The 26069-nt window shown below is 68.8% G+C and carries 14 protein-coding genes; all 14 read left to right on the top strand.

Translation table 11 applies throughout. The features are described from left to right. Positions 1 to 226 precede the first annotated feature (226 nt). The 14 genes from purL (at position 227) to gspD (ending at position 25912) form a co-directional block, all read left to right on the top strand. On the top strand, positions 227 to 4111 hold the full coding sequence (purL, locus tag AC3WTC_RS18685) for a phosphoribosylformylglycinamidine synthase (protein WP_492712250.1): 3885 nt from the start codon (positions 227 to 229) through the stop codon (positions 4109 to 4111). A gap of 440 nt (positions 4112 to 4551) precedes the next feature. Continuing rightward, the gene (locus AC3WTC_RS18680) at positions 4552 to 13008 is read left to right on the top strand and encodes an ESPR-type extended signal peptide-containing protein (protein WP_492712247.1); all 8457 of its coding nucleotides are present in this window, start codon (positions 4552 to 4554) and stop codon (positions 13006 to 13008) included. Positions 13009 to 13169: 161 nt separating this feature from the next. Beyond that, positions 13170 to 15056 (top strand): S8 family peptidase, encoded by a 1887-nt coding sequence (locus tag AC3WTC_RS18675; RefSeq protein WP_032977158.1) that lies wholly within the window; start codon positions 13170 to 13172, stop codon positions 15054 to 15056. Between the two features lie 135 nt (positions 15057 to 15191). Further along, the gene (gspE, locus tag AC3WTC_RS18670; protein WP_492712245.1) at positions 15192 to 16913 is read left to right on the top strand and encodes a type II secretion system ATPase GspE; all 1722 of its coding nucleotides are present in this window, start codon (positions 15192 to 15194) and stop codon (positions 16911 to 16913) included. 24 nt (positions 16914 to 16937) lie between these two features. Beyond that, on the top strand, positions 16938 to 18158 hold the full coding sequence (gene xpsF, locus AC3WTC_RS18665; protein ID WP_154879308.1) for a type II secretion system protein XpsF: 1221 nt from the start codon (positions 16938 to 16940) through the stop codon (positions 18156 to 18158). A 49-nt stretch (positions 18159 to 18207) separates the two neighbouring features. Continuing rightward, positions 18208 to 18651 carry a type II secretion system major pseudopilin GspG gene (gspG, locus tag AC3WTC_RS18660; RefSeq protein WP_032951922.1) on the top strand — a complete coding sequence of 148 codons (444 nt, stop codon included), beginning with the start codon at positions 18208 to 18210 and terminating at the stop codon, positions 18649 to 18651. Between the two features lie 6 nt (positions 18652 to 18657). After that, positions 18658 to 19152, top strand: a complete 495-nt coding sequence (xpsH, locus tag AC3WTC_RS18655) for a type II secretion system protein XpsH (RefSeq protein ID WP_025876706.1) — start codon at positions 18658 to 18660, stop codon at positions 19150 to 19152. Next, positions 19149 to 19568, top strand: a complete 420-nt coding sequence (xpsI, locus tag AC3WTC_RS18650; RefSeq protein ID WP_154879310.1) for a type II secretion system protein XpsI — start codon at positions 19149 to 19151, stop codon at positions 19566 to 19568. Before xpsH ends, xpsI begins: the two co-directional genes overlap by 4 nt. Continuing rightward, a complete protein-coding gene (locus AC3WTC_RS18645) occupies positions 19565 to 20197 on the top strand; it encodes a type II secretion system protein J (RefSeq protein ID WP_032977169.1) in 633 nt (210 codons plus the stop codon). Before xpsI ends, AC3WTC_RS18645 begins: the two co-directional genes overlap by 4 nt. After that, on the top strand, positions 20194 to 21057 hold the full coding sequence (locus AC3WTC_RS18640) for a type II secretion system minor pseudopilin (RefSeq protein WP_025876700.1): 864 nt from the start codon (positions 20194 to 20196) through the stop codon (positions 21055 to 21057). Before AC3WTC_RS18645 ends, AC3WTC_RS18640 begins: the two co-directional genes overlap by 4 nt. Next, complete coding sequence (locus tag AC3WTC_RS18635; protein WP_492712244.1) at positions 21054 to 22217, top strand: PilN domain-containing protein; 1164 nt, start codon at positions 21054 to 21056, stop codon at positions 22215 to 22217. The genes AC3WTC_RS18640 and AC3WTC_RS18635 overlap by 4 nt, the downstream gene beginning before the upstream one ends. Further along, complete coding sequence (gene gspM, locus AC3WTC_RS18630) at positions 22192 to 22911, top strand: type II secretion system protein GspM (protein ID WP_099841886.1); 720 nt, start codon at positions 22192 to 22194, stop codon at positions 22909 to 22911. The genes AC3WTC_RS18635 and gspM overlap by 26 nt, the downstream gene beginning before the upstream one ends. After that, positions 22901 to 23689 carry a type II secretion system protein, XpsN-like gene (locus AC3WTC_RS18625; protein ID WP_088101073.1) on the top strand — a complete coding sequence of 263 codons (789 nt, stop codon included), beginning with the start codon at positions 22901 to 22903 and terminating at the stop codon, positions 23687 to 23689. The genes gspM and AC3WTC_RS18625 overlap by 11 nt, the downstream gene beginning before the upstream one ends. 9 nt (positions 23690 to 23698) lie before the next feature. Further along, on the top strand, positions 23699 to 25912 hold the full coding sequence (gene gspD, locus AC3WTC_RS18620) for a type II secretion system secretin GspD (protein ID WP_492712243.1): 2214 nt from the start codon (positions 23699 to 23701) through the stop codon (positions 25910 to 25912). Positions 25913 to 26069 lie beyond the last annotated feature (157 nt).

The raw sequence follows: 26069 nt of genomic DNA, 5'->3' as shown, positions 1-26069 counted from the left end.
GCGCCATGGATGGCGCGACCGAGCTTACAGGGACGTACTTGCAGCGTCCCCCGCAACCGGACCCACCCCGCCATCCCACGGAATGCCAGCTTCGGCTGTTGCTCTTGAGGTTGCCGGCCAGCGGCCGGCACTACCGCTTCGGCGGGTGCCGGGCGCCGCCCGGCCGAAGCCTATCCCCGCTTCCGGTACAATGTCGGGCCCGTTTCCCAACTACGGTTCCCCGGACATGATGGTCCTCGAGGGCGCGCCCGCCCTGTCGCCGTTCCGCCGCGAACGTCTTGAATCCCGCCTGCAGTCCATCGCTCCCTCCCTGCGCATCAGCGGTGCCTGGCACGTCTACTTCGTGCAGGCCGAGGGCACTGCCGCCCCCGACGTCGATACCCTGTGCCGCATCCTGGAAGCCCGCCCGCAGTCCGAGGCGGTTGCTGACGGTGCGGTCAGCCGCATCGTGGTGCCGCGCCTGGGCACGCTGTCGCCGTGGTCGAGCAAGGCCAGCGAGCTGGTCCGCGGTGCCGGCCAGCCGGTGAGCCGGGTCGAGCGTGGCCTGCGCATCGACGTGCAGGGCTGGCCGACAGACGCTGCCGCCCAGCAGGCGCTGGTCAAGGTGCTGCACGACCCGATGACGCAGTCGGTGCTGGAGCGCGTCGATCAGGGCCACTCCCTGTTCTCGACCCCGGCCCGTGGCGAGCTGGAGCGCGTGCCGGTGGACCAGCTGGAGGCCGCCAACCAGCGCCTCGGCCTGGCCATGGCGCAGGACGAGATCGACTACCTGCGCGAGCGCTTCACCGCGCTGGGCCGCTCGCCGTCGGACGTGGAACTGATGATGTTCGCGCAGGCCAATTCCGAGCACTGCCGGCACAAGATCTTCAACGCCAGCTGGACCATCGACGGCCAGGAGCAGGACCGCTCGCTGTTCCGGATGATCAAGAACACCCACCAGCAGACCCCGCAGCACACGCTCAGCGCGTACAGCGACAACGCAGCGGTGATCGAAGGCCATCCGGCCTCGCGCTATCGCCCGGACCCGGCCAGCGGCGAGTACCGCCGCGAACCGCAGGTGCCCAGCGCGTTCCAGATCAAGGTGGAAACGCACAATCACCCGACCGCGATCGCGCCGTTCCCGGGCGCGTCGACCGGCGCTGGTGGTGAAATCCGCGACGAAGGTGCGACTGGTCGTGGCGGCAAGCCGAAGGCCGGCCTGAGCGGATTCTCGGTCTCGCACCTGCGCATTCCCGAGCTGCCGCAGCCGTGGGAAGCGCCGCGTGCGCTGAACCCGCGCATGGCCCCGGCGCTGGAGATCATGACCGACGGCCCGCTCGGCGGCGCCGCGTTCAACAACGAATTCGGCCGCCCGGCGCTGCTCGGCTACTTCCGCAGTTTCGAACTGCCGGAAGGCGCCGACCTCGTGCGCGCCTACGACAAGCCGATCATGCTGGCCGGTGGCCTCGGCGCCATCGATCGCGTGCAGGTCGACAAGATCCTGCTGCAGGACGGCGATGCCGTGATCGTGCTCGGCGGCCCGGCGATGCTGATCGGCCTCGGCGGCGGTGCCGCCAGTTCGGTCGCTTCCGGTGAGAGCGCCGAGGACCTGGACTTCGCCAGCGTGCAGCGTGACAACCCGGAAATGGAGCGTCGCTGCCAGGAGGTCATCGACCGCTGCGTGGCGATGGGCGCTGACAATCCGATCAAGTTCTTCCATGACGTCGGTGCCGGTGGCCTGTCCAACGCCATTCCCGAACTGCTGCACGATTCCGGCGTGGGCGGCATCATCGACCTGGGCAAGGTGCCCACCGACGATCCGTCGCTGTCGCCGATGCAGCTGTGGTGCAACGAGTCGCAGGAGCGCTACGTGCTCGGCGTGGCGCAGGAGCGCCTGGCCGAATTCGCCGCGCTGTGCGCGCGTGAGCGCTGCCCGTTCGCTGCGGTCGGTGTCGCCACCGCAGCCGAACACCTGGTGGTGGCCTATGGTGCCGTGCCGGGCAACATCCCGGCCGACGCGCCCATCGACCTGCCGATGGACGTACTGTTCGGCAAGCCGCCGAAAATGCACCGCGATACCGCGCACCCGCCGGCACCGCGCTGGCCGGCATTGAAGACCGGTGGCCTGGATCTGCAGGAAGCCGGTCTGCGCGTGCTCGCACACCCGACCGTGGCCTCCAAGAACTTCCTGGTCACCATCGGCGACCGCAGCGTGGGCGGCCTGACCGCGCGCGAGCAGATGGTCGGCCCGTGGCAGCTGCCGGTGGCCGACGTGGCGATCACCCTGGCCGATTTCGACGGCGTGGCCGGCGAGGCGATGGCACTGGGCGAACGCACGCCGCTGGCGCTGCTGGACGCGGCGGCCTCGGCCCGCATGGCCGTTGGCGAAGCGCTGACCAACCTGTGCGCGGCCCCGGTCGATGCGCTGGATGAAGTCAAGTTGTCGGCGAACTGGATGGCCGCTGCCGGCCACCCGGGCGAAGACGCGCTGCTGTACGACGCGGTGAAGGCGGTGGGCATGGAACTGTGCCCGCAGCTGGACATCAGCATCCCGGTGGGCAAGGACTCGCTGTCGATGCAGGCGCAGTGGCACGACCAGGGGCAGGCGCACAAGAGCGTGTCGCCGGTGTCGCTGGTCATCACCGCGTTCGCGCCGGTGGCCGATGCGCGCCAGCAGTTGACCCCGCTGCTGGACCGCGATATCGACAGCGAGCTGTGGTTGATTGGCCTCGGTGCCGGCAAGCAGCGCCTGGGCGGTTCGATCCTGGCCCAGGTGCATGCCGACCACGGCGACCTGCCGGCCTTCGCCGGTGCCGCCCCGGACCTGGACGACCCGCAGCGCCTGCGTGGCTTCTTCGAGCTGATCCGCGATGCACGCCAAGCCGGCCTGCTGCGCGCGTACCACGACCGCAGCGACGGTGGTGCGTTCGCCGCGCTGTGCGAAATGGCCTTCACCTCGCGCCTGGGCCTGGACATCACCCTCGATGCCTGGGGCGATGACCCGTTCCGCAGCCTGTTCAATGAAGAGCTGGGCGCCGTTGTGCAGATCGCCCGCGAAGACCGCGCCGCGTTCGCCGACCTGGTCGAGCGCCATGCGCTGACCGAGTGCGCACAGCGCATCGCCAAGCCGACCACTGCGCCGGTGGTGCGGGTGTCGCTGGGTGGTGATTCGCTGGCCGAATGGCGCTGGGAAGCGCTGTTCGATGCCTGGTGGTCGGTCACCCACGCCATGCAGAAGCGCCGCGACAATCCGGCCAACGCCGATGCCGAGCGCGAGATCGCCCGCGCCTTTACCGCGCCGGGCCTGAAGCCGAAGTTGAGCTTCGATCCCAATGAGGATGTTGCCGCACCGTTCGTGCAGACCGGGGCGCGTCCGCGCGTTGCGATCCTGCGCGAACAGGGCGTCAACGGCCAGATCGAAATGGCCAACGCCTTCGAACGTGCCGGCTTCCGCGCGTTCGACGTGCATATGAGCGACCTCATCGAAGGCCGCGTGGCGCTGCAGGACTTCACCGGCCTGGTTGCCTGCGGCGGCTTCAGCTACGGCGACGTGCTCGGTGCCGGCCGCGGCTGGGCGACCTCGATCCTCGAGCGCACCGCGCTGCGCGATGCCTTCGCCGCGTTCTTCGCGCGCGAGGACAGCTTCGCCCTGGGCGTGTGCAACGGCTGCCAGATGATGAGCCAGCTGAAGGACATCATCCCCGGTGCCGAACACTGGCCGCAGTTCCGCCGCAACGCCAGCGAGCAGTTCGAAGCCCGTACCGCGCTGCTGGAAGTCGTGGAGTCGCCGTCGATCCTGCTGCGTGGCATGGCCGGGTCGCGCCTGCCGGTGGCGGTGGCACATGGCGAAGGCCAGGCGGTGTTCGACAACGCCGTCGACCAGGCCACAGCCCGTGTCGCACTGCGCTACATCGATGGCAACGGCAACGTCGCCAGCCAGTACCCGCTGAACCCGAACGGCTCGCCCGACGGCATCACCGGCCTGACCAGCACCGACGGCCGGGTGACCATCATGATGCCGCACCCGGAGCGCACCCCGCGCGCGCTCAACCTGAGCTGGGCCCCGTCCGAGTGGCAGGGCGATTCACCGTGGATGCGCATGTTCCGCAACGCACGGGTGTGGTGCGGTTGATCGCACGCGCATTGCGCAGCTGACGATGCCATCGCGTATGGAGAACCCGCCGGGAAACCGGCGGGTTTTTCTTTGTCCATACGGAAACTCCTGAACTGGCCATCAGTTACATGCGTTTTCATAAGTGAGGATTTCCTCACGTGCGCCTAACAAAATGCGTACATAAACAAGTGAAACAGTGAACTGCTTCACGGCAATGGGTTTTGCTGCGTCAAACTCTTGACGATCCGCAAAGATGCCGTTAACACTTGACCCCCGTTTCAAATCTGTTCATCCCGCAGTAACCGCACGGCGCATGCGCTCGGTTTTCTGTCCCTGCGCGCCGTTCGGCAATACCCGCAGTAAATCACGCGAATAAACGCCCCCAGGGGACGTTGGGCCACGAAGGCTCGGCGGTGGCGTTGCTTTGCCCAAAACCAGTCCAATCAGGAGCCGTACCGATGAATCGGATTTATCGCAAGGTCTGGAACAAAGCATTGGGTCAGTTGGTGGTGGCCTCGGAACTGGCCTCTTCCAGCTCATCAGGCGGGGTCGTCGACCAGCGCCGCGGTGCGACCGATGCCGCGCCGGCACGACTGGCTGCAGCGCTGGCCTTGGCAATGGGACTGGGCATGACCGGCATCGCTGCGGCGCAGTCGGTCGAGATTGGGGGCAGCGCGAACTGCGTGGTGCTCAACAGCAAGGTGCTGGACAAGTGCGTGGTCGATGGCAGCGCCAGCGCCAAGGGCAGCAACGCGGTGGCGATTGGTGCGGGTACCAGCGCCACCGGCGCCAACAGCGTGGCGCTGGGCGCCGGCTCCAAGGCAACGCGCGCCAACACCGTTTCTGTCGGTGATGCAGGCAAGGAACGGCAGGTGACCAATGTCGCCGCCGGTACCGCCGCCACCGATGCGGTGAACAAGGCACAGCTGGATGCACAGGCGCGCGCCACGCAGGCCGCGCTTGCGCAGGCGGCGGCCGAGGGCAGCCGCTATTTCAAGGCCGATGGCGCTGGTGATGACAGCGACGCGGCAAAGATCGAAGGCCAGGGCGCCATCGCGGTCGGTAGTGGCAGCCAGTCGCTGGCCAACGCCACCACCGCGGTCGGCACCCAGGCGATTGCCGCAGGACTTGGTGCCAGTGCTTTCGGCCAGAACGCGCTCGCCTTGGGTGATGCCAGCGTAGTGGTCGGGCAGAGTGCGGCCGCCTTCGGCCTTGGCGATACGGCGGTAGGTGCAAGTGCCGTAGCCGCCAGCGAGAACGGTGCAGCCACCGCGTTGGGTGCACTGTCCGAAGCCAGCGCCGATGGCGCTACTGCGGTCGGCGCGGGTGCCGTGGCGATGGGCCCCGGCAGCACCTCGCTGGGCCGTGGTGCGACTGCCGCCAACGAAGCCTCCATTGCCGTCGGTGCGTTCAGCACGGCGGTGGGCGAATACAGCACCTCGCTGGGTTCCAATTCGGCGGCCGTGGCTACCGGCAGCGTGGCGCTGGGCGCCGGCTCGCTGGCCGACCGCGTCGATACCGTGTCGGTGGGTGCGGTCGACTACGGCTTGACCCGGCAGATCACCAGCGTTGCCGCCGGTACCGAAGATACCGATGCGGTCAACGTCGCTCAGTTGAAGGACGTGGCAGCGGTAGCCGATACCACCGCCAAGCGATTCCAGGCCACCGGCAGCAGCAACAGCGATGCCGGTGCGTTGGCCGAGGGAGATGACGCGCTCGCCGCTGGCGAAGCCGCCAATGCGATCGGCAACGGTACGACCGCCGTCGGTGCAGGTGCGACCGCCGTCGCGCAGAACGCCACCGCCGTCGGCAACAACGCGCTTGCATCTGGCCAGAACAGCGCGGCCTTCGGCAACAACGCGCAGGCAGTCGGCCCGGGCAGCGTCGCCGTCGGCGGTGCTGCGGTGGATGCCGATGGCAATCCGCTGATCACCAGTGGTGGCGTGCCGGTAGAGACCGGCGCCACCAGTGCCGGGGTCGGTGGTACCGCCGTCGGCGCCAGCGCCGATGCCGGTGGTTTCGCAGCGTCGGCGTATGGCGTGGGAGCCTATGCGGCAGGTGCGCAGTCGTCGGCATTCGGTGCTGTCTCCAATGCCATCGGCGACTATTCCACGGCCGTCGGTACGCAGAGCAACGCTACCGGCACCAGCAGCGTGGCCATCGGTGGCCCGGCCGATCTGATCCCGGGCCTGGGCTTCTTCGTGCAGACCCAGGCCAGTGGCGAAGCCGCCACCGCCGTCGGCGCCGGTGCCATCGCCAGCGGCGACCAGGCCGTGGCCAATGGCAGCCTGACCGAGGCCTCCGGTGCCGAGTCGGTCGCAGTGGGCTACTTCGCCTATGCACCGGGCGAGAACGCCAGTGCGCTGGGCGCGCAGACCTGGGCCAGTGGCACGCAGAGCACCGCCGTCGGCTACTACGCCACTGCGCGTGGTGCCAACAGCGTTGCACTGGGCGCCAATTCCGAAGCGGTGCGCGCCAACAGCGTGGCCGTGGGCAGTGCCGGCAACGAGCGGCAGATCACCAGCGTGGCGGCCGGCAGCGAAGCCACCGATGCAGTGAACAAGGCCCAGCTGGACGCCGTGGCCAGCACCGCCGACACCACCGCGCGCTTCTTCCAGGCGCAGCCGGAAAGCGGCAGCGATGCTGGCGCCTATGCAGAGGGCGAGGGTGCGGTAGCGGCGGGTTCGGCCAGCAACGCCATCGGTGCCGGCGCGCTGGCACAGGGCGCAGGCGCTGCGGCCATCGGCGCCGACAGCGTGGCACTGGGTCGCAATACCTTCGCCGACGGTGACGGTGCGGTAGCCGTGGGTGGCCTCGGCCAGGCCTACGACGAATACAACCAGCCGCTGCTGGATGAGCAGGGCAACCCGGTGCAGATCGGCACCACCGCTTCGGCCGGTTCCACCGCCGTCGGCAATGCCGCGCAGGCGACCGGTGCCAGCAGCAGCGCCTTCGGCAATGCGGCGCAGGCCACCGGCGACAACAGCTTCGCGGCAGGCGGCAAGTCGCGCGCTACCGGCAGCTATGCCGTCGCCGTCGGCGACAGCGCCTTCGCCAAGGCCGATGACAGCACCGCCGTGGGTGGCTACAGCACTGCCAGCGAGGAAGGCGCCACCGCCTTCGGTGCCGGCGCGTGGGCCACCGGCCGCAATGCCTCGGCGTTTGGTCCGGCGGCATGGGCCAGCGCCAACGGTGCCACCTCCATCGGCTACAACAGCTGGGCCAACGGCACCAGTTCCACCGCCGTCGGCCGCGGCGCCTTCAGCTACGGCGACAACAGTGTTGCGCTGGGCTTCCAGGCACTGGGCAACAGCATCAACAGCATCGCCATCGGCACCAACACGGTGGCCGGCGGTGAAAGTGCGATCGCCCTGGGCGCGGGCAGCACGGCCAGTGGCAACAACGCGGTTGCACTGGGTGCCGGTTCGGTGGCCAGCCGCGACCGCAGCGTGTCGGTGGGCAGCGTCGGCAACGAGCGGCAGATCACCAGTGTGGCGGCCGGTACCCAGGCCACCGATGCGGTGAACAAGTCGCAGCTCGACGCGGTTGCAGCCAGTGCCGCGACCACCAGCAAGTACTTCCAGGCCAGCGGCAGTGCCGACAGCGACGCCGGTGCCTACGTGGAAGGTGACAACGCGCTGGCCGCGGGTGAATCGGCCAACGCCATCGGCAACGGCGCAACCGCCCTCGGCAGTGGCGCCAATGCACTGGCCGGCAACGCACAGGCCATCGGCTTCAATGCCCTGGCCAGCGCGGCCAATGCCAGCGCCATCGGTGCCAACGCACAGGCGACCGGCGAATACGCCACTGCTCATGGTGCCGAGAGCGAAGCCAGCGGCGAGCAGAGTGCGGCCTTCGGCGCGGCCGCGGTGGCCAGCGGCGCTGGCAGCACCGCCAGCGGCGTGCTGTCCGAAGCCAGCGGCGAAGAAGCCGTGGCGGTTGGCTACTTCAGCAACGCCAGCGGTGAGGCCGCCACTGCGGTCGGCAGTGAAAGCGTGGCCAGTGGCACCGCTTCGGCAGCATTCGGCATCGGTGCCGAAGCGACCGGTGGCTACAGCACCGCCATCGGCGGTTACGCCAACGCCTCGGCATTCAACGCCACTGCCTTCGGCAACTTTGCCAACGCCTCCGGTTCCAACAGCGTCGCGCTTGGTGGCGATTCGGAAGCGTCCGGTGCCTACAGCACCGCCACCGGCCAGGGTAGCCTGGCTACCGGCACCAATGCCGTGGCCGTCGGTGGATCGTTGTTCGGCCTGCTGGCGACCGAAGCATCCGGCGACTATTCCACCGCGGTCGGTGGCGGCGCCTATGCGCCGGGCATCAACAGCACCGCGCTGGGCAATGCGGCTGAATCGCGCGGTGCCAACAGCGTGGCGCTGGGTGCCGATTCGATTGCCGACCGCGACAACACCGTGTCGGTCGGTGGCGGCGGCAACACCCGCCAGATCACCAACGTGGCCGCCGGTACCCAGGGTACCGATGCGGTGAACAAGGACCAGCTGGACGCGGTGGCTGCCGAAGGCGCAAAGACCAGCAAGTACTTCCAGGCCAGCGGCAGCGCCGACAGCGATGCCGGTGCCTACGTGGAAGGTGACAGCGCGCTGGCCGCCGGTGAGGCCGCCAATGCGATCGGCACCGGCGCCACCGCACTCGGCAGTGGTGCAACGGCGGTAGCGGCAAACGCTACGGCGGTAGGCTTCAACAGCCTGGCCAGCGGCGGCAATGCGGCTGCGGTGGGCAACAACGCACAGGCGACGGGCGAAGACAGTGCGGCGCTCGGCAGCGGCGCGGTGGCCAGCGAAACCAGCACCACCGCAACCGGTGCAGGCGCGCAGGCGACGGCGGTGTACAGCACGGCCAACGGTGCCGAGGCGGTCGCCAGCGGTGCGCAGTCGCTGGCCAGTGGCTTCCGTTCGGCAGCCTCTGCAGACGGCACCACCGCAGTCGGCGGCTACAGCGAAGCCAGCGGTCGCCTCGGCTCGGCGCTGGGCTATGGCACCGTGGCCAGTGGTGCCAACAGCACCGCTGCCGGCGTGTTCGCTGCTGCGTCGGGCGCCAGCTCGGTGGCGATGGGTGATTCCAGCGAAGCCAGCGGCGATGAGAGCGTGGCCATTGGTGGCAGCACCTTCTTCGGCCTGGTGCCATCACGTGCCAGTGGCTACGGCGCAGCGGCGTTCGGTGCCGGTGCCTGGGCCACCGACGACTACGCCACTGCAATCGGCTGGAATTCGTGGGCCGATGGCGCCGAGTCGACGGCACTGGGTGCCAGCGCTACCGCCAACGGTGCCAACAGCGTCGCCCTGGGCGCAGGCTCCAAGGCCGACCGTGACAACACGGTGGCCGTCGGCAGCGCCGGCAGCGAACGCCAGGTGACCCACGTGGCGGCTGGCACCGAAGGCACCGATGCGGTCAACAAGAACCAGCTCGATGCTGTCGCCGCAACGGCCGACAAGACCAGCAAGTACTTCCAGGCCAGCGGCAGCGCCGACAGCGATGCCGGTGCCTATGTGGAAGGCGACAACGCACTGGCTGCCGGTGAAGCGGCCAATGCGATCGGCAATGGCGCCACCGCGCTCGGCAGTGGTGCCACGGCCGTGGCCGCCAACGCGAGCGCCGTGGGCATCAACTCGCTGGCCACGGGCAGCAATGCGGCTGCGGTAGGCAGCAACGCGCAGGCCACCGGTGAAGACAGTGCCGCACTCGGCAACGGCGCGGTAGCCAGTGGCATCAGCGCCACCGCTACCGGCACCGCTGCACAGGCCAGCGGCGTCTACAGCACCGCCAACGGTGCGGAGGCCGTCGCCAGCGGTGCGCAGTCGCTGGCCAGCGGTTTCCGCAGTGCCGCTTCGGCCGATGGCACCACCGCCATCGGTGGCTACAGCGAAGCCAGCGGCCGCCTCGGCACCGCACTCGGCTACGGCTCGGCGGCGACCGGTGCCAACACCACGGCTGTCGGCTTCGGAGCGGCGGCAGCAGGCAGCGGCGCCGTCGCCGTCGGCCAGTCCAGCGAAGCCAGTGGCGCAGAGAGTGTCGCCATCGGCGGCAGCACCTTCTTCGGCCTGATCCCGTCGCGTGCCAGCGGTACCGGTGCGGCGGCCTTCGGTGCCGGTGCCTGGGCGACCGATGACTACGCCACCGCGATCGGCTGGAATGCATGGGCCGATGCGGCTGACAGCACCGCCCTGGGTGCCAGCGCGACCGCCAACGGTGTCAACAGTGTCGCCCTTGGCGCGGGCTCGAAGGCCGACCGTGACAACACGGTGGCCGTCGGCAGCGCGGGCGGTGAACGCCAGGTCACCCATATTGCCGCCGGCACCGAGGCCACCGATGCAGTGAACAAGGGCCAGCTGGATGCCGTGGCCAGTGTCGCCGACAAGACCAGCAAGCACTTCCAGGCCAGCGGCAGTGCCGACAGCGACGCCGGTGCCTACGTCGAAGGTGACAATGCGCTGGCGGCCGGTGAAGCGGCCAATGCGATCGGCAATGGCGCCAGTGCGCTCGGCAGTGGTGCCACCGCGGTCGCGGCCAACGCCACCGCCGTCGGCTTCAATGCGCTGGCCAGTGGTGAAGACGGTGTGGCGATCGGCAGCAGCGCCAGCAGCACGGCCGGTGGCGCGATTTCCATCGGCGTGGAAAGCAGCAGCGCAGGCCCGGCCAGTGTGGCCCTCGGTGCGCAGTCCCAGGCGCAGGGCATCGGTGCGGTCGCCGTCGGCGGCATCGCCCAGGCCAACGGGCTGGCCGCAACGGCCGTCGGTTATGGCGCAACCGCTGATGGTCGCGAAGCCACCGCCGTCGGCAACTTCGCGTCGGCCAACGGCTGGCAGTCCACCGCCTACGGCGCCGGTGCCACGGCCGCCTTCTTCGGCACCGCGCTGGGCAGTGGCGCGCAGGCCGCCGAAGTGTCCACAGCCGTGGGCCAGGGCACCGTCGCGCAGATCGCCGGTGCTGGTTTCGGCGTGCAGGCGCGCGCCGGCCAGTTCGGTACCGCACTGGGCAACAATGCCACCACCGGGCTCAATGGCGTGGCGGTCGGCTTCAACGCGCTGGCCGGACAGGACGCCAACAGCGTTGGCACGGGCCAGCACACCACCGCGATCGGCAGCGAGGCATGGGCCACCGAGGACGGTGCCACCGTGGTCGGCTACAACAGCTATGCGCAGGCCACCAATGCCACCGTGCTGGGCAGCAATACCTGGACCACCAAGGACGCCGACAACAGCGTGGCGCTCGGTGCAGGTTCGCTGGCCGACCGTGCCAATGCGGTATCGGTGGGTGCGGCGCAGGAGTGGGTCGATGCTGCCGGGGTCAGCCACAGCGCGATCAACCGCCAGGTGACCAACGTGGCCGCCGGTACCCAGGCCAACGATGCGGTGAACAAGGGCCAGCTGGATGCGGTGGCCTCCACCGCCGACGCCACCAGCAGGCACTTCCGTGCCAACGGCAGCGGCACCGCCACTGCCAGCGGTACCAACGCAGTGGCGGTGGGCTCCAGTGCCACTGCCAGTGGCAACCGCAGCAATGCACTGGGCAGCAACGCCAGCGCCGTCGGCAACGCATCACTGGCCGTAGGCGCCAATGCCGCCGTCACCGGCAGCAACTCAGTGGCACTCGGTGCCGGCGCGCGTGCGGTGGATGCAAACGTGGTGTCGGTCGGCGGCGGCAACGGCACGGATGGTCCTGCTACACGCCGCATCGTCAACGTTGCCGATGGCCGTATCGCCGCCGGCAGCAGCGACGCCGTGACCGGTTCACAGCTCAACGTCACCAACCAGCGCGTGGGTGCGGTGGAAACCCGGGTCGGTGATTTCGACTCGCGCATCGCCACCGTTGAAACCAGCGCGGCCAGCTCGGTCGGCTACGACGATGCCAGCCGTGACCGCCTGACCCTGGCCGGTATCCAGGGCACCACCATCGACAACGTCGGCGCCGGCAGCATCGCCTCCGGCAGCCGCCAGGCGATCAACGGTGGGCAGCTGTTCCAGTCGCTCAGCGATGCCGCCAGCTTCCTCGGCGGCGGTGCCAGCGTCGGCATGCAGGGCGTGTTCGTCGCGCCGAACTATGTGATCCAGGGGTCCACCTACAGCAACGTCGGCGACGCGCTGGGCGCACTGGACCGCAAGGTCAGCGAGATCGATCGTCGCACCGCCAGCGGCACGCGTTCCGGCGCGGCCAGCCTGCGTTCGATGGCCGCTCCGCTGGACGCAGACGCTTCCAATGTGGCCACGGCGTCGGCTGCCACCGACGCGAGCATGGCTGATGGCGGATCGGCAACGGCCCGTGTGCAGGGCACGCCGACCGCCGCCAGCGCAGGCAGTGCTCAGCCAGCACTGGTCGCAGGCGGTGGCGTCAACGCCGTCGCGATGGGCGATGGCGCTGTCGCCAGCGGTGCATCGTCCACCGCTGTCGGCCAGGGCGCGAGTGCAACGGCGGCCAATGCGGTGGCGCTGGGCCAGGGCTCGGTTGCCGATCGCGCCAACACCGTCTCGGTCGGCAGTGAGGGCAACGAACGCCAGGTCACCAACGTGGCGGCCGGTACCACCGCAACCGATGCGGTCAACAAGGGCCAGCTGGATCGTGGCATCACCACCGCCAACAGCTACACCGACAGCCGCGTGCAGGCAGTCACCGACAGCTTCGATGTGTTCAAGGGTGAAGTCGATGGGCGCCTGCGCCACATGGATCGCCGCATCGACCGCCAGGGCGCGATGAGCGCAGCGATGCTCAACATGGCCACCAGTGCCGCCGGCATCCGCACCCAGAACCGGGTCGGCGTCGGCATCGGTTTCCAGGGAGGTGAGTCGGCCATGTCGCTGGGCTACCAGCGTGCGATCAGCGATCGCGCCACGGTCACCGTCGGTGGTGCCTTCAGCAGTGATGACAGCTCGGTCGGCGTGGGTGCCGGCTTCGGCTGGTAAGTGCGCAACAACGTGCCGATGGGCAACCCATCGGCACGTCGAGCAGTGAGCGCCAAAGGGGCGTGGCATGGCAACCCTGGTGGGCCAGCCAGGGCAGTCGCAGGGAGTGATGGCCGTAGTGAGCTCCGTCCGTGCAACGGGCGGAGAAGGAAAGCTCAACCATGACCTTGAAGAGGATTTCGAACGTGACCAAGAAGCAGACCCTTCGCATCAATGTGCTGGCTGCCGCCGTGTTGTCGCTGACTGTCGGCGTCGGTGCGGCGCATGCGGCCAAGCCGGGCGTGGCCAAGGAACCGGCGCGCGTGGCCAGCACTGCCCAGCAGAGCGTGGACGGCATCATCGTGAAGTACCGCAACGGCACCGCGGCCGCCAGCGATCGTTCGACCAAGCTCTCGGTCGTGCAGTCGGCACTGTCGCGTGCCATCGTCAGCAGCGGCACCACCAGCCGTGCTGCGGCACTTTCCCCGCTGGTGGAGCGCAAGCTCGGTACCGGTGGCGACCTGATCCGCCTGAAGTCCCGGCTGGGCTCGGCCGACATGCAGAAGGTACTGGCTGAACTGAATGCCGATCCGTCGGTGCAGTACGCGGTGGCCAACGTGCGCCTGCAGCGCTCGGACCTGCGTGCCACCAATGCGCAGCCGGCACTGGTGCCCAACGATCCCAACTACGCGCAGTACCAGTGGAACTTCTTCAACGCCACCGGTGGTGTGAATGCACCGGCCGCGTGGGATCTTTCGCAGGGCGAGGGCATCGTGGTCGCCGTGCTCGATACCGGCATCCTGCCGGGCGTGCCGGATTTCGGCAGCAACCTGCTGGAAGGCTACGATTTCATCAGTGACAAGGAATCCTCGCGCCGCCCGAACGATGGCCGCGCACCGGGTGCCACCGACTACGGCGACTGGGTGGAAACGGCCAACGAGTGCTACACCGGTTCCGAACCGGAAGGCAGTTCCTGGCACGGCACGCACGTGGCCGGCACCATTGCCGAGGTGACAAACAACGGCAGTGCCCTGGCAGGCCTGGCCTACAAGGCCAAGGTGTTGCCGGTGCGCGTGCTGGGCAAGTGCGGCGGCACCCTGGCCGACATCAGCGACGCCATCACCTGGGCGTCGGGCGGCACCGTGCCGGGCATTCCGGCCAACACCAATCCGGCGGAAATCATCAACATGAGCCTGGGGGGTGGTGGCGCCTGCGATGCCGCCTACCAGGACGCGATCAACGGCGCCGTGTCGCGCGGCACCCTGGTGGTGGTCGCGGCCGGCAATGAAACCGACAACGCGTCCAAGTACCGTCCGGCCAGCTGCAACAACGTGGTGGCGGTGGGTGCGACCCGTGTCACCGGTGGCATCACCTATTACTCCAACTACGGCACCGCGGTCGACCTGTCGGCCCCGGGCGGTGGCGGCAGTGTCGACGGCAACCCGAACGGCTACATCTGGCAGGTCGGTTCCAGTTCGGAAACCACCCCGGACGCCGGTGAGTGGGTGCTGATGGGCAAGGGCGGTACCTCGATGTCCTCGCCGCACGTTGCCGCGGTGGCTGCCATGGTGCAGAGCGCGCTGATCGCCAAGGGCAAGGAGCCGCTGGCGCCGGCCGCGCTGGAAACCCTGCTCAAGCAGTCGGCGCGCAAGTTCCCGGTGACCATCCCGGCGGCCACCCCGATCGGTACCGGCATCCTCGATGCCAAGGCCGCACTGGATGCCGCGCTGAAGGAGCCGTGCACCGAGAACTGCGAGCCGGAAGGCATTCCGCTGACCAACAAGGTGACCGTGGGCGGGCTGGCCGGTGCGGCCGCCAGCGAAACCGTCTATACCTTCGAAGCGGCCGCCGGCAAGACGCTGAGCGTGCTGACCTACGGCGGCAGCGGCAACGTGTCGGTGTACCTGGCGCAGGGCCGCGTGCCCACCGCGACCGACAACGATGCCAAGTCGACCCGCCCGGGCAATACCGAAACCGTGCGCGTGGCCAAGCCGGTGGCCGGTACCTACTACATCAAGGTGGTGGGTGAGGCCGCTTACAGCGGGGTGAGCATCCTGGCGACCCAGTAATAACCGACTGTCGTAAATGAACAAGCGGGGCCCGTCACCTGTGTGACGGGCCTCGTCTTTTTACGAAAGAAGAACCGGAGAGGGTGGAAACCACGGCTTAACTGCTAAAGTCGGGACGATCGACAGGAGAGTCACGTGAACGCGCTCGCTGCCACTGCCATCGACGACACTGAAGGCCGCATCCTCGATGCGCTGCTGGCACGTGGTCGGCTCAAGGAAGGAGATCTGGCACGTGCGCGGCCGCTGCATGCCGAGTCCGGTGGCAGCCTGCTTGGGCTGCTGGTACGGCTTGGGCTGGTGTCCGAACGTGACCAGGCGCAGGCCAGCGCCGATGTGCTGGGCCTGCCGCTGCTGGAAGGACGGCAGCTGCCTGAATCGCCACCGCAGGCGCTGGCCGAAGGCCTGCCGCTGTCGCTGCGCTTCCTCAAGCAATTCCACGTGTGCCCGCTGGCGCTGGATGAAAACGGCGTGCAGCTGTGGTTGGCCGACGCCCACGATCCTTACCCGCAGCAGGCCGTGCAGTTGGCACTGGGTGTACCGGTCACGCCGCTGCTGGGCATGCGCGCGGAGATCGATGATCTGGTCGAGCGCTGGTTCGGCCAGGGCCGCAGTGCGATGGGCGCGATCGTGGAAACCGCCGATGGCGAGGGCGGCGCAGTGGACGATATCGAGCACCTGCGCGATCTCGCTTCCGAAGCGCCGGTGATCCGCCTGGTCAACCTGGTGATCCAGCGCGCGGTCGAACTGCGCGCGTCGGACATCCACGTAGAGCCGTTCGAAAACCGGCTGAAGGTGCGTTACCGCGTCGATGGCGTGCTGGTCGAAGGCGAGAGTCCGCCGGCCAACCTGACCGCCGCGGTGATCAGCCGCATCAAGATCATGGCCCGGCTCAACATCGCCGAGCGCCGCCTGCCGCAGGATGGCCGCATCATGCTGCGCGTGCAGGGCAAGGAACTGGACCTGCGTGTCAGCACGGTGCCCACCGCGCACGGCGAAAGCGTGGTGATGCGCCTGCTTGATCGCGAGACGGTGGTGTTCGACTTCCATCGGCTGGGCTTCACCGATGCCTTCCTGCCGCAGTTCCGCAAGGTGCTTGAACAGCCGCACGGCATCCTGCTGGTGACCGGCCCCACCGGGTCGGGCAAGACCACCACGCTGTACACCGCGCTGAGCCAGCTCAACACCGCCGACGTCAAGATCATCACCGTTGAAGATCCGGTCGAGTACCAGATCGAAGGCATCAACCAGATCCAGGCCAAGCCGCAGATCGGGCTGGATTTCGCCAATGCGCTGCGCAGCATCGTGCGCCAGGATCCGGACATCATCATGATCGGCGAAATGCGCGACCTGGAAACCGCGCGCATCGCGATCCAGTCAGCGTTGACCGGCCACCTGGTGCTCTCCACGCTGCACACCAACAATGCCGCAGGCGGCATCACCCGCCTGCTCGACATGGGCGTGGAAGATTATCTGCTCACCTCCACCATCAACGGCATCCTGGCCCAGCGCCTGGTGCGCCGGCTGGAGCCGACCCACGCCGAACGCTACGAAGCCTCGCCGGAAGAGATCGAACGCTTCGACCTGCGCCGCCTGCAGCCGGATGGAACGATCTACCTGTATCGCCCGAAGCCTTCGGCGCTGGCGCCGACCGGCTACCTGGGGCGCACCACCATCATGGAATTCCTGGTGATGAACGACGCGCTGCGCCGTGCGGTGATGCGTCGCGATGGCATGGGCGAGATCGAGCGCATCGCCCGCGAAGCCGGCATGCGCACCATGTACGAGGACGGCCTGAGCAAGGCCCTGAGCGGGCAGACGACCCTCGAGGAAGTCCTGCGCGTGACCGAGGAAGGCTGATGCGCGTGCAGGGACGACGCTGACATGCCGAACTACCGTTACAAGGCACTGAACCCACACGGTGAAGTGTTCGACGGACAGATGGAAGCGGCCAGCGAGGCCGAGCTGGTCGCGCGCCTGCAGGACCAGGGCCATCTGCCGATGGAAACGCAGCTGGCCGACGGGGGGGCGGTTGGCGGCAGCAGCCTGCGCGGCCTGTTCCGCCAGCGTCCGCTGCAGGGCGCGGCATTGCTGCAGTTCACCCAGCAGCTGGCCACCCTGCTCGGTGCCGGGCAGCCGCTGGACCGCGCGCTGTCGATCCTGCTCAGCCTGCCCGAAGACGAGCGCTCGCGCCGCGCGATCACTGACATCCGCGACGTGGTGCGTGGTGGCGCGCCGCTGTCGACTGCGCTGGAACGCCAGCACGGCCTGTTCTCGCGTCTATACGTGAACATGGTGCGCGCCGGCGAAGCCGGTGGCAGCCTGCACGACACGCTGCAACGCCTGGCCGACTACCTCGAACGCAGCCGTGCGCTGCAGGGCAAGGTGATCAACGCGCTGGTCTACCCGGCGATCCTGCTGGTGGTGGTGGGTGGTGCGCTGCTGTTCCTGCTGGGCTACGTTGTGCCGCAGTTCGCACAGATGTACGAAAGCCTGGACGTGGCGCTGCCATGGTTCACCAACCTGGTGCTGCAGCTGGGCCTGTTCGTGCGCGACTGGTGGGTGCTGCTGCTGGTGGTGCCGGGCGTGCTGCTGCTGTTGTTCGAACGCAAGTCGCGGCAGCCCGCGTTCCGTCTGGCGCTGGATGGCTGGCTGCTGCAGCGCCGGGGCATCGGCCGCCTGCTGGGCGAGCTGGAAACCGCACGGCTGGCGCGCACCCTGGGGACACTGCTGCGCAACGGCGTGCCGCTGCTGGGGGCGCTGGGCATCGCCCGCAACGTGCTCGGCAACCGCGCCCTTGCCGCAGACCTGGAGACCGCCGCCGACGAGGTCAAGAACGGCACCGGCCTGTCGCTGGCGTTGTCGCGCGGCAAGCGTTTTCCCCGGCTGGCGCTGCAGATGATCCAGGTCGGCGAGGAGTCCGGCGCGCTCGATACCATGCTGCTGAAAGCTGCTGATACCTTCGAACAGGACAGCGCCCGCCGCATCGACCGCCTGCTGGCGGCGATGGTGCCAGCGATCACCCTGGTGCTGGCCTCGGTGGTCGGCGCGGTGATCGTGGCCGTGCTGGTGCCGTTGTACGACCTTACCAACGCCATCGGCTGACGATGGCCTCCTTCGCAACCCCGACATCCCGTACCTGAAAGGACCGACCATGATTGCTTCCCGTCGACCGATCCGCCTTTCCTTCACCGCCGCACGCCACCAGTCGGGCATGAGCCTGCTGGAGATCATCATCGTCATCGTGCTGATCGGCGCGGTGCTGACCCTGGTCGCCAGCCGCGTGCTCGGCGGCGCCGATCGAGGCAAGGCCAACATCGCCAAGGCGCAGGTGCAGACCGTTGCCTCCAAGGTCGACAACTACCAGATCGACACCGGCAAGCTGCCCGCCTCGCTCAACGACCTGGTGACCGCACCGGCCGGCGTCGGTGGCTGGCTGGGCCCGTATGCCAAGCCTGCCGACCTCAACGACCCGTGGGGCCACGCGCTGGAGTACCGCGCACCGGGCGAGGGCCAGGCGTATGAACTGATCAGCCTGGGCAAGGACGGCAAGGCCGGCGGCAGCAGCGTCGACGCTGACATCCGCTACCAGCCGTAAGCACGCATGCTGCTTTTCCTGCCGCGCCGGGTGTCACGCCCGCGCCTGCACGGCAGGCGCGCGGCGGGCCTGTCGCTGCTGGAAATGCTGCTGGTGATCGCGTTGATCGCGGCCATCGGCCTGATCACCGCCGCTGGCATGTCGCGCGGCTTTGCCGGCATGCAGCTGCGCAGTGCCGGCAAGGACATCGCCAACCAGCTGCGCATGGTGCGCGCGCAGGCCATTGCCCGCGGCGAACCGCAGCGCTTCGTGATCGAACCGGCGCAGCATCGTTGGCAGGGCGCCAGCCAGCGCCACGGTGAAGTGCCGGCCAAGCTGAAGGTGCAGTTCGAAGGTGCCGCGCAGTTGGCCACCGCGCCCGGCCAGGGCGTGATCGAATTCCATCCCGACGGCGGCTCCAGTGGCGGCCGCATCCGCCTGCAGCTGGAGAGCGCCGAGTGGCGCATCGATGTCGGCTGGTTGACCGGTGAAGTCCGTTCCGGACCGTGGCGGGCGCAATGAGGTCGCGCGCCCGTGGTTTTACCCTGCTGGAAGTGATCGTTGCCTTCGCCTTGCTCGGGCTGGCGCTGACGCTGTTGCTGGGCAGCCTGTCCGGTGGCGCGCGGCAGGTGCGCGACGCCGAGCTGCGCACGCGCGCGGTGCTGCACGCGCAGTCGTTGCTGGCCGCCGCCGGCGTGGAAGCACCGCTGCAGGTCGGCAGCCAGCAGGGCGAGTGGGAGCAGGGGCGTTATCACTGGCAGCTGCAGGTGCAGCCCTGGGCCGAGCCGCGCAGTGGTGCGCTGCCCGCAGCGCAGTCGCCGGGCGCACCCTGGCTGGCGGAACTGCAGCTGCAGGTGCGTTGGGGCGACAGTGAACGCGAGCAGTTGCGCTGGCGCAGCCTGCGTCTGTTGCCGCCCGCGCTGGAGAATGCGCGATGAGGCGCCGCGCGCGGGGCTTCACCCTGGTCGAAGTGATGCTGGCCACGGTGCTGCTGGCAGGCGGCCTGGCGCTGGCGTTCGCCAGCGTTCGCTCGGCGATGGCGATCAGCCAGCGCGGCGAGCAGATTGCCGCGCAGAGCGAACGCATGCGCGCAGTGCAGGCCCTGCTGCGGCGGCAGCTCGCCAGTGCCCTGCGCAGCCCGCTGGAAGTGCCCGATCCCACCCGCGAACCGGTGTTCTTCCAGGGTGACGATCAGGGCATGCAGTTCGTTGCCGACCTGCCGGGCTATCTCGGTCGTGGCGGCCCTTACCTGCATGCGCTGCAGGTGGATGGCGCAGCCGGCCACCGCCGCTTGCTGCTGGGGCTGGTGCTGCTGCAGGAAGGCGAGCGCATCGAAGAGAACCCGCCGCGCCCGCCCGAAGTGCTGGCGGAGGAGTTGAAGGACGTAAGGCTGCGCTACCGCGGTGTCGACGCCAGCAACGGGCAGCTGACCGAATGGTTGCCACGCTGGGAGGACACCCGACGCCTGCCATTGCTGGTGGAAGTACAGATCGTGCCGGCCAGGGGCACGCCGTGGCCGCCGCTGGTGGTGTCACTGCGGGCCGGTGGCAGCGGAGGTGCGCGATGAAGCGTCCACGTGGTGCCGCGCTGGTCCTGGTGCTGTGGTTGATCGCGCTGATGACCGCGCTGGTCGGCGCCTTTGCGCTCAGCGCACGGGTCGAACACCTGCAGCAGCGGGTGCTCGGTGACGACGCACGCGGCCAGGAGCGCGCCCGCGCCGGCCTGGAATACGCGTTGCTGCGGCTGCAGCCGGACCCGCAGCGTCCGCCGTGGCAGGCTGATGGCCGCGCCTATCGCTGGCAGTTCGACGACGCCCGCATCGAGATCCGGGTGCTGGACGAGAACGGCAAGATCAACCTCAACCTGGCCGATGCGGCCCTGCTGTCCGCATTCATGCAGGCACTGGGCGAGCCGGCAGAGAGCGCCAGGCAGCTGGCCGGTGCGATCATCGACTGGCGCGACGAAGACAGCCTGCTGCAGCCCGGTGGCGGTGCCGAGGCGCCGGAGTACGCCGCCGCAGGCCTGCCCTATGGCCCGCGCAACAAGCGCTTTGAAACCCTGGGCGAACTGCAGCGGGTGCTGGGGATGCGCGGGTCGCTGTATGCCGCGATGCTGCCGCACCTGACGCTCTACAGCAGGCAGGCGCGCCCGGATCCACGTTTCGCCAGTGGACCGGTGTTGACGGCATTGGGCCTGGATGCGGAACAACTGCTGGCGCAACGCGCCCAGCAGGAGCGTGACGGAGATAACGCTGCGGGTGCATCAGCGCTTGCCAGCGGCAGTGGCACCTATAGTATCGAGTCCCGCGCCACTGACGGCAGCGGACGCCTGTCGGTGCTGCAGGCGGTGGTGCGCAACGGATCGGGCGGGGTGCCCGGCCGGACCTACACAGTGCTTCGCTGGGAGCAGGGAATGGCAGCAAGATGACGGCGTGGCAGGACAGTCTGCGGCAGGTGCAGGGCCAGATCGGCCCCGGTGCCGGCCGTTTCCTGCGCTGGTGGCGGCAGTCGTTGCTGGCCTGGGTGCCGATGCGTTGGCAATGGGCGCTGGGCTGGTCGCAGACCCGCCTGCTGCTGCAGTGCGAGGACGGGCAACTACAGGTCTGGCGTGAAACCGGCGACGGTCTCGAGCCCGTGGCCCGCCTGCCGTGGCCGCTGCAACCGGCGGACCTGGACCGCGTGCTGGAGCCGCGCCTGCGCAGCCTGCCACGGGTGTGGCTGCTGCCGGCCGGGCAGGTCCTGCGGCGGAATCTGCGTCTTCCTGCCGCAGCCGCTGACCGCCTGCGTGCGGTGGTCGGCTACGAGATCGACCGGCAGACACCGTTCGAAGCCAGCCAGGTCAGCTATGACATCCGTGAGCTGGGCAGTGCCGGCGAAGGCCTGCTGCAGGTGGAGCTGGTGGCCTGGCCGCTGCGCCAGCTGGATGACTGGCGCGCGCAGATCGGAGCGTGGGCCGACGTGCTGGCCGGTGTCGATGCGATCGATGCCCAGGGCCGCGCGCTGCAGGTCAACCTGCTGCCGCCCGCGCAGCGTCAGCAGCGACCGGACCCGATGCGGCGCTGGAACCTGCTGCTTGCCATGGCTGCGCTGGTGATGCTGGTGCTGGCGGCGATGCAGTTGCTGGACAACCGTCGTGACGCCGTCGATGCGCTGCGCGCAGACGTCGAGCGCAGCGCCCGCAGTGCACGTGGCGTGGCCAGCGAACGCAGCCAGCTGCAGGCGCTGCTGGATGGAGCGGCGTTCCTGGAAACACAGCGCAACCAGCGCGCCAGTACCGTCGAAGTCTGGAACGAGCTGACCCGACGCCTGCCCGATGGCACCTACCTGGAAAAACTGGCGATCGAGAACAACAGCCTGCAGTTGATCGGCCTCAGCAGCGAAGCATCGCAGCTGGTCACGCTGCTGCAGGACGCGCCGCAGTGGCGCAAGGTCAACCTTACCGGCGTGCTGCAGGCTGACGGTGCCGCCAGTGGCCGCGACCGCTTCACCCTGACCGCCGAGCTGCAGCCATTGCCTTCGGCGGCAGCGGCACCGGCCCCGACTGCAACCACGGAGGCGGCCAATGCCGATGCCAAGCGCACGCCGTGACCGCTGGCTGGCACTGGCACTGCTGTTGGCAGTGCTGGGCCTGGCCTACCTGCTGCTGGTGCACCCGTGGTTCACCCAGCCGCTGCGCGCCATCGATGCCGATGCCGCCGCCCTGCGCGAGCGCCAGCAGCGCGTGCAGGCGCAGCTGCAGCAGCAGCCGCAGATCGAACAGCGGCTGCGCGCAACCCGCGACGCCCTGCAGCAGCGCCCGGGGTTCCTGCAGGAAGCCACCGCCGAGGCCGCCGCGGCCGCGCTCGGCGCACGCCTGCAGGATGCGGTGGCGATGGCCAGCCCGGGCAACCGCAGCTGCACCATCAGCAACCGCACGCCGTTGAGCGACAACCGTCGCGATGCTGCGTTCGTGCGCGTGGCCATGCAGGTGCGCCTGCGCTGTGGCGTGGCCGAACTGGCCACCGTGCTGCACAGCCTGGAGACCGGCAGCCCGCGCCTGTTCGTGGACAACCTCAACCTGATCGCACAGCGCTTCCAGCAATCGCCCAACGAATCCGGCCTCGGCCTGGACGTGTCCTTCGAGCTGGCCGGCTATCTGTTGCCGGCGGCTGCTGCCGATCCCTCGACAGCACCCGTGGCCACGCCGCCTGCAGCAGCGCCGGTGGCGTCGCCGCCGGCACCTGTGCCGTCACCGGCGGAGCAGCCTGCCACCGATGCGCAGGAGGTGGCCGATGAAGCTTGAGCAGATCAGCCTGCGCACCGGGCTGTTGCTGGCGCTGGCCGGATGGGCCGCAGCGATCTGGCTGGCCACCGGCTTCGGTCTTGGCAGCCAGCTGCCCACGGTCAGTGCGGAGGGCGACGCCCAGGCCGCGCTGCCGGCGCTGCCCGTGCTGGCGCCCGAACGCATGGCCGGCGCAGACAGCTACAGCATGATCAGCGAACGGCCCCTGTTCGCCGAAGACCGCAAGCCGCGCCCGTACCTGCTGGGGGGCAGTGAAGCCGCCGCCAGTCCGGCACTGCGCCTGACCGGCGTGCTGATGACCGGCGACTTCAGCATGGCCACCTTCACCACCGAGCAGGGCCGGTCGCTGCGCCTGCGCCTCAACGGCGATGCAGTCGATGGCTGGCAGCTGGTGGCATTGGAACCGCGCCAGGCCACGGTGATCGGCTCCAGTGGCAGCCAGGTGCTGGAACTGGCCGTGTTCAATGGCCAGGGCGGTGAAGCGCCGACCGCGCTGCGCGGAGCCACTGGCACACCGCCTGTGCCTGGCGCGGTGGTTCCGCCGCCGCCACCGCAGCCAACGCCCAGCCAGACGCTGCCCACCCCCCGTGCCGCCGATGGCAACGTGGCTCCCGCCTCGCCTGCACCGGCCGCGGCCGCCGCACCCCCTGCAAACACCAACGGTCCCAGCGAAGCGCAGATGCAGGCCATCCGCGAACGCATCCAGGCCCGCCGCCGTCAGCTGCAGCAACAGCAGCAACAACCGTCGCCGCCCCCGGGCGATGGCACCAACCGATAGAGTGAATGCATGAATCTGCGTTTTCTTCCCTGGTCCTTCGCCCTGACGCTGCTGGTCGGCTGCAGCACCGTGTCGGCCCCGCATGTGCAACGCAACGGCAACCTGCAGCCCTCGGCCAGTGCCGGCCAGGCTGCCGTCGATGCGCAGACCGAAGCGGCCGATCAAGCCCAGGGGGCGCCGCAGGCGGTGATCCGCCGTGGCACCGGCACCATGATCAACCGCGAAGCCGCGCGCAAGCCGTCGCCCGCGCTGCATGCGGCCAGCTCCGGTGAGGCGACCTTCAACTTTGAAGGCGAGTCGGTGCACGCGGTGGTCAAGGCCATCCTCGGGGACATGCTCGGCCAGAACTACGTGATCGCCCCGGGGGTGCAGGGCACGGTGACGCTGGCCACGCCCAAGCCGGTATCGCCGGCACAGGCACTGAACCTGCTGGAGATGGTGCTGGGCTGGAACAACGCCCGCATGGTCTACAGCGGTGGCCGCTACAACATCGTCGCCGCCGACCAGGCACTGGCCGGCACCGTTGCGCCGAGCACCGCGCCGGCCTCCAGCGCACGCGGTTTTGAAGTTCGCGTGGTGCCGCTGCAGTTCATTTCCGCCACCGAGATGAAGAAGGTGCTGGAGCCCTATGCGCGGCCCAATGCCATCGTCAACGTCGACAGCGGCCGCAACGTGATCACCCTCGGCGGTACGCGTGCGGAACTGGAGAACTACCTGCATACCGTCGAGATCTTCGACGTCGACTGGCTTTCGGGCATGTCGGTGGGTGTATTCCCGATCCAGTCCGGCAAGGCCGAGCAGGTCGCGGCGGATCTGGAGAAGGTCTTCGGCGAAGAGAGCAAGACGCCCAGCGCCGGCATGTTCCGTTTCCTGCCGCTGGAAAACGCCAATGCAGTGCTGGTGATCACCCCGCAGGTGCGCTACCTGGACCAGATCCAGCAGTGGCTGGACCGCATCGATACCGCCGGCGGCAGCGCGCGCCTGTTCTCGCATGAACTGCGATACATCAAGGCACGCGACCTGGCCGAACGCCTCAGCGAAGCCTTTGCCAGCAGCGGCAACCGCGGCGGCTCCGGCTCGGCATCGCTGGCGCCGGGTGCCATTCCCTCGCAGCTGGGCAGCGAGGGCGACCGCGGTATGGACGCGGGCAACAGCAGCAGTTTCAACAACCAGGTCGGTAGCGGCAGCAGCAGTGGTAGTGGCAGCAGCGCCGGCAGCCTGAACCTGCCGCAGCGCCAGTCGGGCAACGTCAGCATCAGCCTGGAAGTGGAAGGCGATCGTGTCGGCGTGTCGGCGGTGGAGGAAACCAACACGCTGCTGGTGCGTTCGACACCGCAGGCCTGGCGCTCGATCCGCGAGGTGATCGAAAAGCTGGACGTGATGCCGCTGCAGGTACACATCGAAGCGCAGGTGGCCGAAGTCGGGCTGACCGGCGACCTGAAGTACGGCGTCAACTGGTTCTTCGACAATGCCGTGGCGGGGCGCGCGCTGACCGGCGCGCTGTCCGGGTTGACCCTGCCCGCAGCGGCCGGCGGCTCCTGGAACACCTTCGCCGGTGCGGTGACCGGCACCGATGGCGCCAACTGGGCGTTCACCGGGCACAACGGTGCAGCCGTGGTCAGCGCGCTGGACAAGGTCACCGACGTGCGCCTGCTGCAGACGCCCTCGGTGTTCGTGCGCAACAACGCCGAAGCCACGCTCAACGTAGGCGACAAGGTGCCGATCAACACCACCACGGTCAACACCGGCATCGGCACCAGCAGCTACAGCTCGGTGCAGTACATCGACACCGGCGTGATCCTCAAGGTGCGCCCGCGCGTCACCCGTGACGGTACGGTGTTCCTGGATATCGTGCAGGAGATCAGCAGCGCATCGGACGTGCCGGAGAACTGCAATCCGCAGGAGCGCAACTGCAATCCGCGCATCTCCACCAAGAAGCTGGCCACCGAGGCGGCGGTGCAGAGCGGGGACACCATCATGCTGGCCGGCCTGATCACCGATTCGGCCACCGATGGCAGCAGCGGCATTCCCGGCCTGAGCCGGATTCCGGTACTGGGCGCGCTGTTCGGCCAGAAGAGCCGCACCAGCCGTCGTTCGGAAGTGATCGTGCTGCTGACCCCGACCATCGTCCGCAACGGCCAGGAAGCCCGCACCCTGACCGACGAGTACAGCCAGCGCTTCCGCGCGATGGAACCGCTGAACCAGCCGCGCGCAAAGAAGTAAGGGGGGCGGCAGGGCTGCGCCCTGCACCTGCCGAATCAACAGCAACAGCAACAGCAACAGCGGGTATTCCGTGGGATGGCGGGGTGGGGGGGGGGGGGGGGGGGGGGGGGGGGGGGGGGGGGGGGGGGGGGGGGGGGGGGGGGGGGGGGGGGGGGGG

Source organism: Stenotrophomonas sp. FW305-C-20-S1 (assembly GCF_058783335.1).
This window is presented reverse-complemented; position numbering and strand designations above follow the sequence as displayed.

Coding starts and splice junctions, on each gene's coding strand:
- purL (WP_492712250.1), top strand. CDS start 227: ATGATGGTCCTCGAGGGCGCGCCCGCCCTGTCGCCGTTCCGCCGCGAA.
- gspM (WP_099841886.1), top strand. CDS start 22,192: ATGCCGATGCCAAGCGCACGCCGTGACCGCTGGCTGGCACTGGCACTG.
- AC3WTC_RS18640 (WP_025876700.1), top strand. CDS start 20,194: ATGAAGCGTCCACGTGGTGCCGCGCTGGTCCTGGTGCTGTGGTTGATC.
- gspG (WP_032951922.1), top strand. CDS start 18,208: ATGATTGCTTCCCGTCGACCGATCCGCCTTTCCTTCACCGCCGCACGC.
- AC3WTC_RS18645 (WP_032977169.1), top strand. CDS start 19,565: ATGAGGCGCCGCGCGCGGGGCTTCACCCTGGTCGAAGTGATGCTGGCC.
- xpsH (WP_025876706.1), top strand. CDS start 18,658: ATGCTGCTTTTCCTGCCGCGCCGGGTGTCACGCCCGCGCCTGCACGGC.
- AC3WTC_RS18675 (WP_032977158.1), top strand. CDS start 13,170: ATGACCTTGAAGAGGATTTCGAACGTGACCAAGAAGCAGACCCTTCGC.
- AC3WTC_RS18635 (WP_492712244.1), top strand. CDS start 21,054: ATGACGGCGTGGCAGGACAGTCTGCGGCAGGTGCAGGGCCAGATCGGC.
- AC3WTC_RS18680 (WP_492712247.1), top strand. CDS start 4,552: ATGAATCGGATTTATCGCAAGGTCTGGAACAAAGCATTGGGTCAGTTG.
- AC3WTC_RS18625 (WP_088101073.1), top strand. CDS start 22,901: ATGAAGCTTGAGCAGATCAGCCTGCGCACCGGGCTGTTGCTGGCGCTG.
- xpsI (WP_154879310.1), top strand. CDS start 19,149: ATGAGGTCGCGCGCCCGTGGTTTTACCCTGCTGGAAGTGATCGTTGCC.
- xpsF (WP_154879308.1), top strand. CDS start 16,938: ATGCCGAACTACCGTTACAAGGCACTGAACCCACACGGTGAAGTGTTC.
- gspD (WP_492712243.1), top strand. CDS start 23,699: ATGAATCTGCGTTTTCTTCCCTGGTCCTTCGCCCTGACGCTGCTGGTC.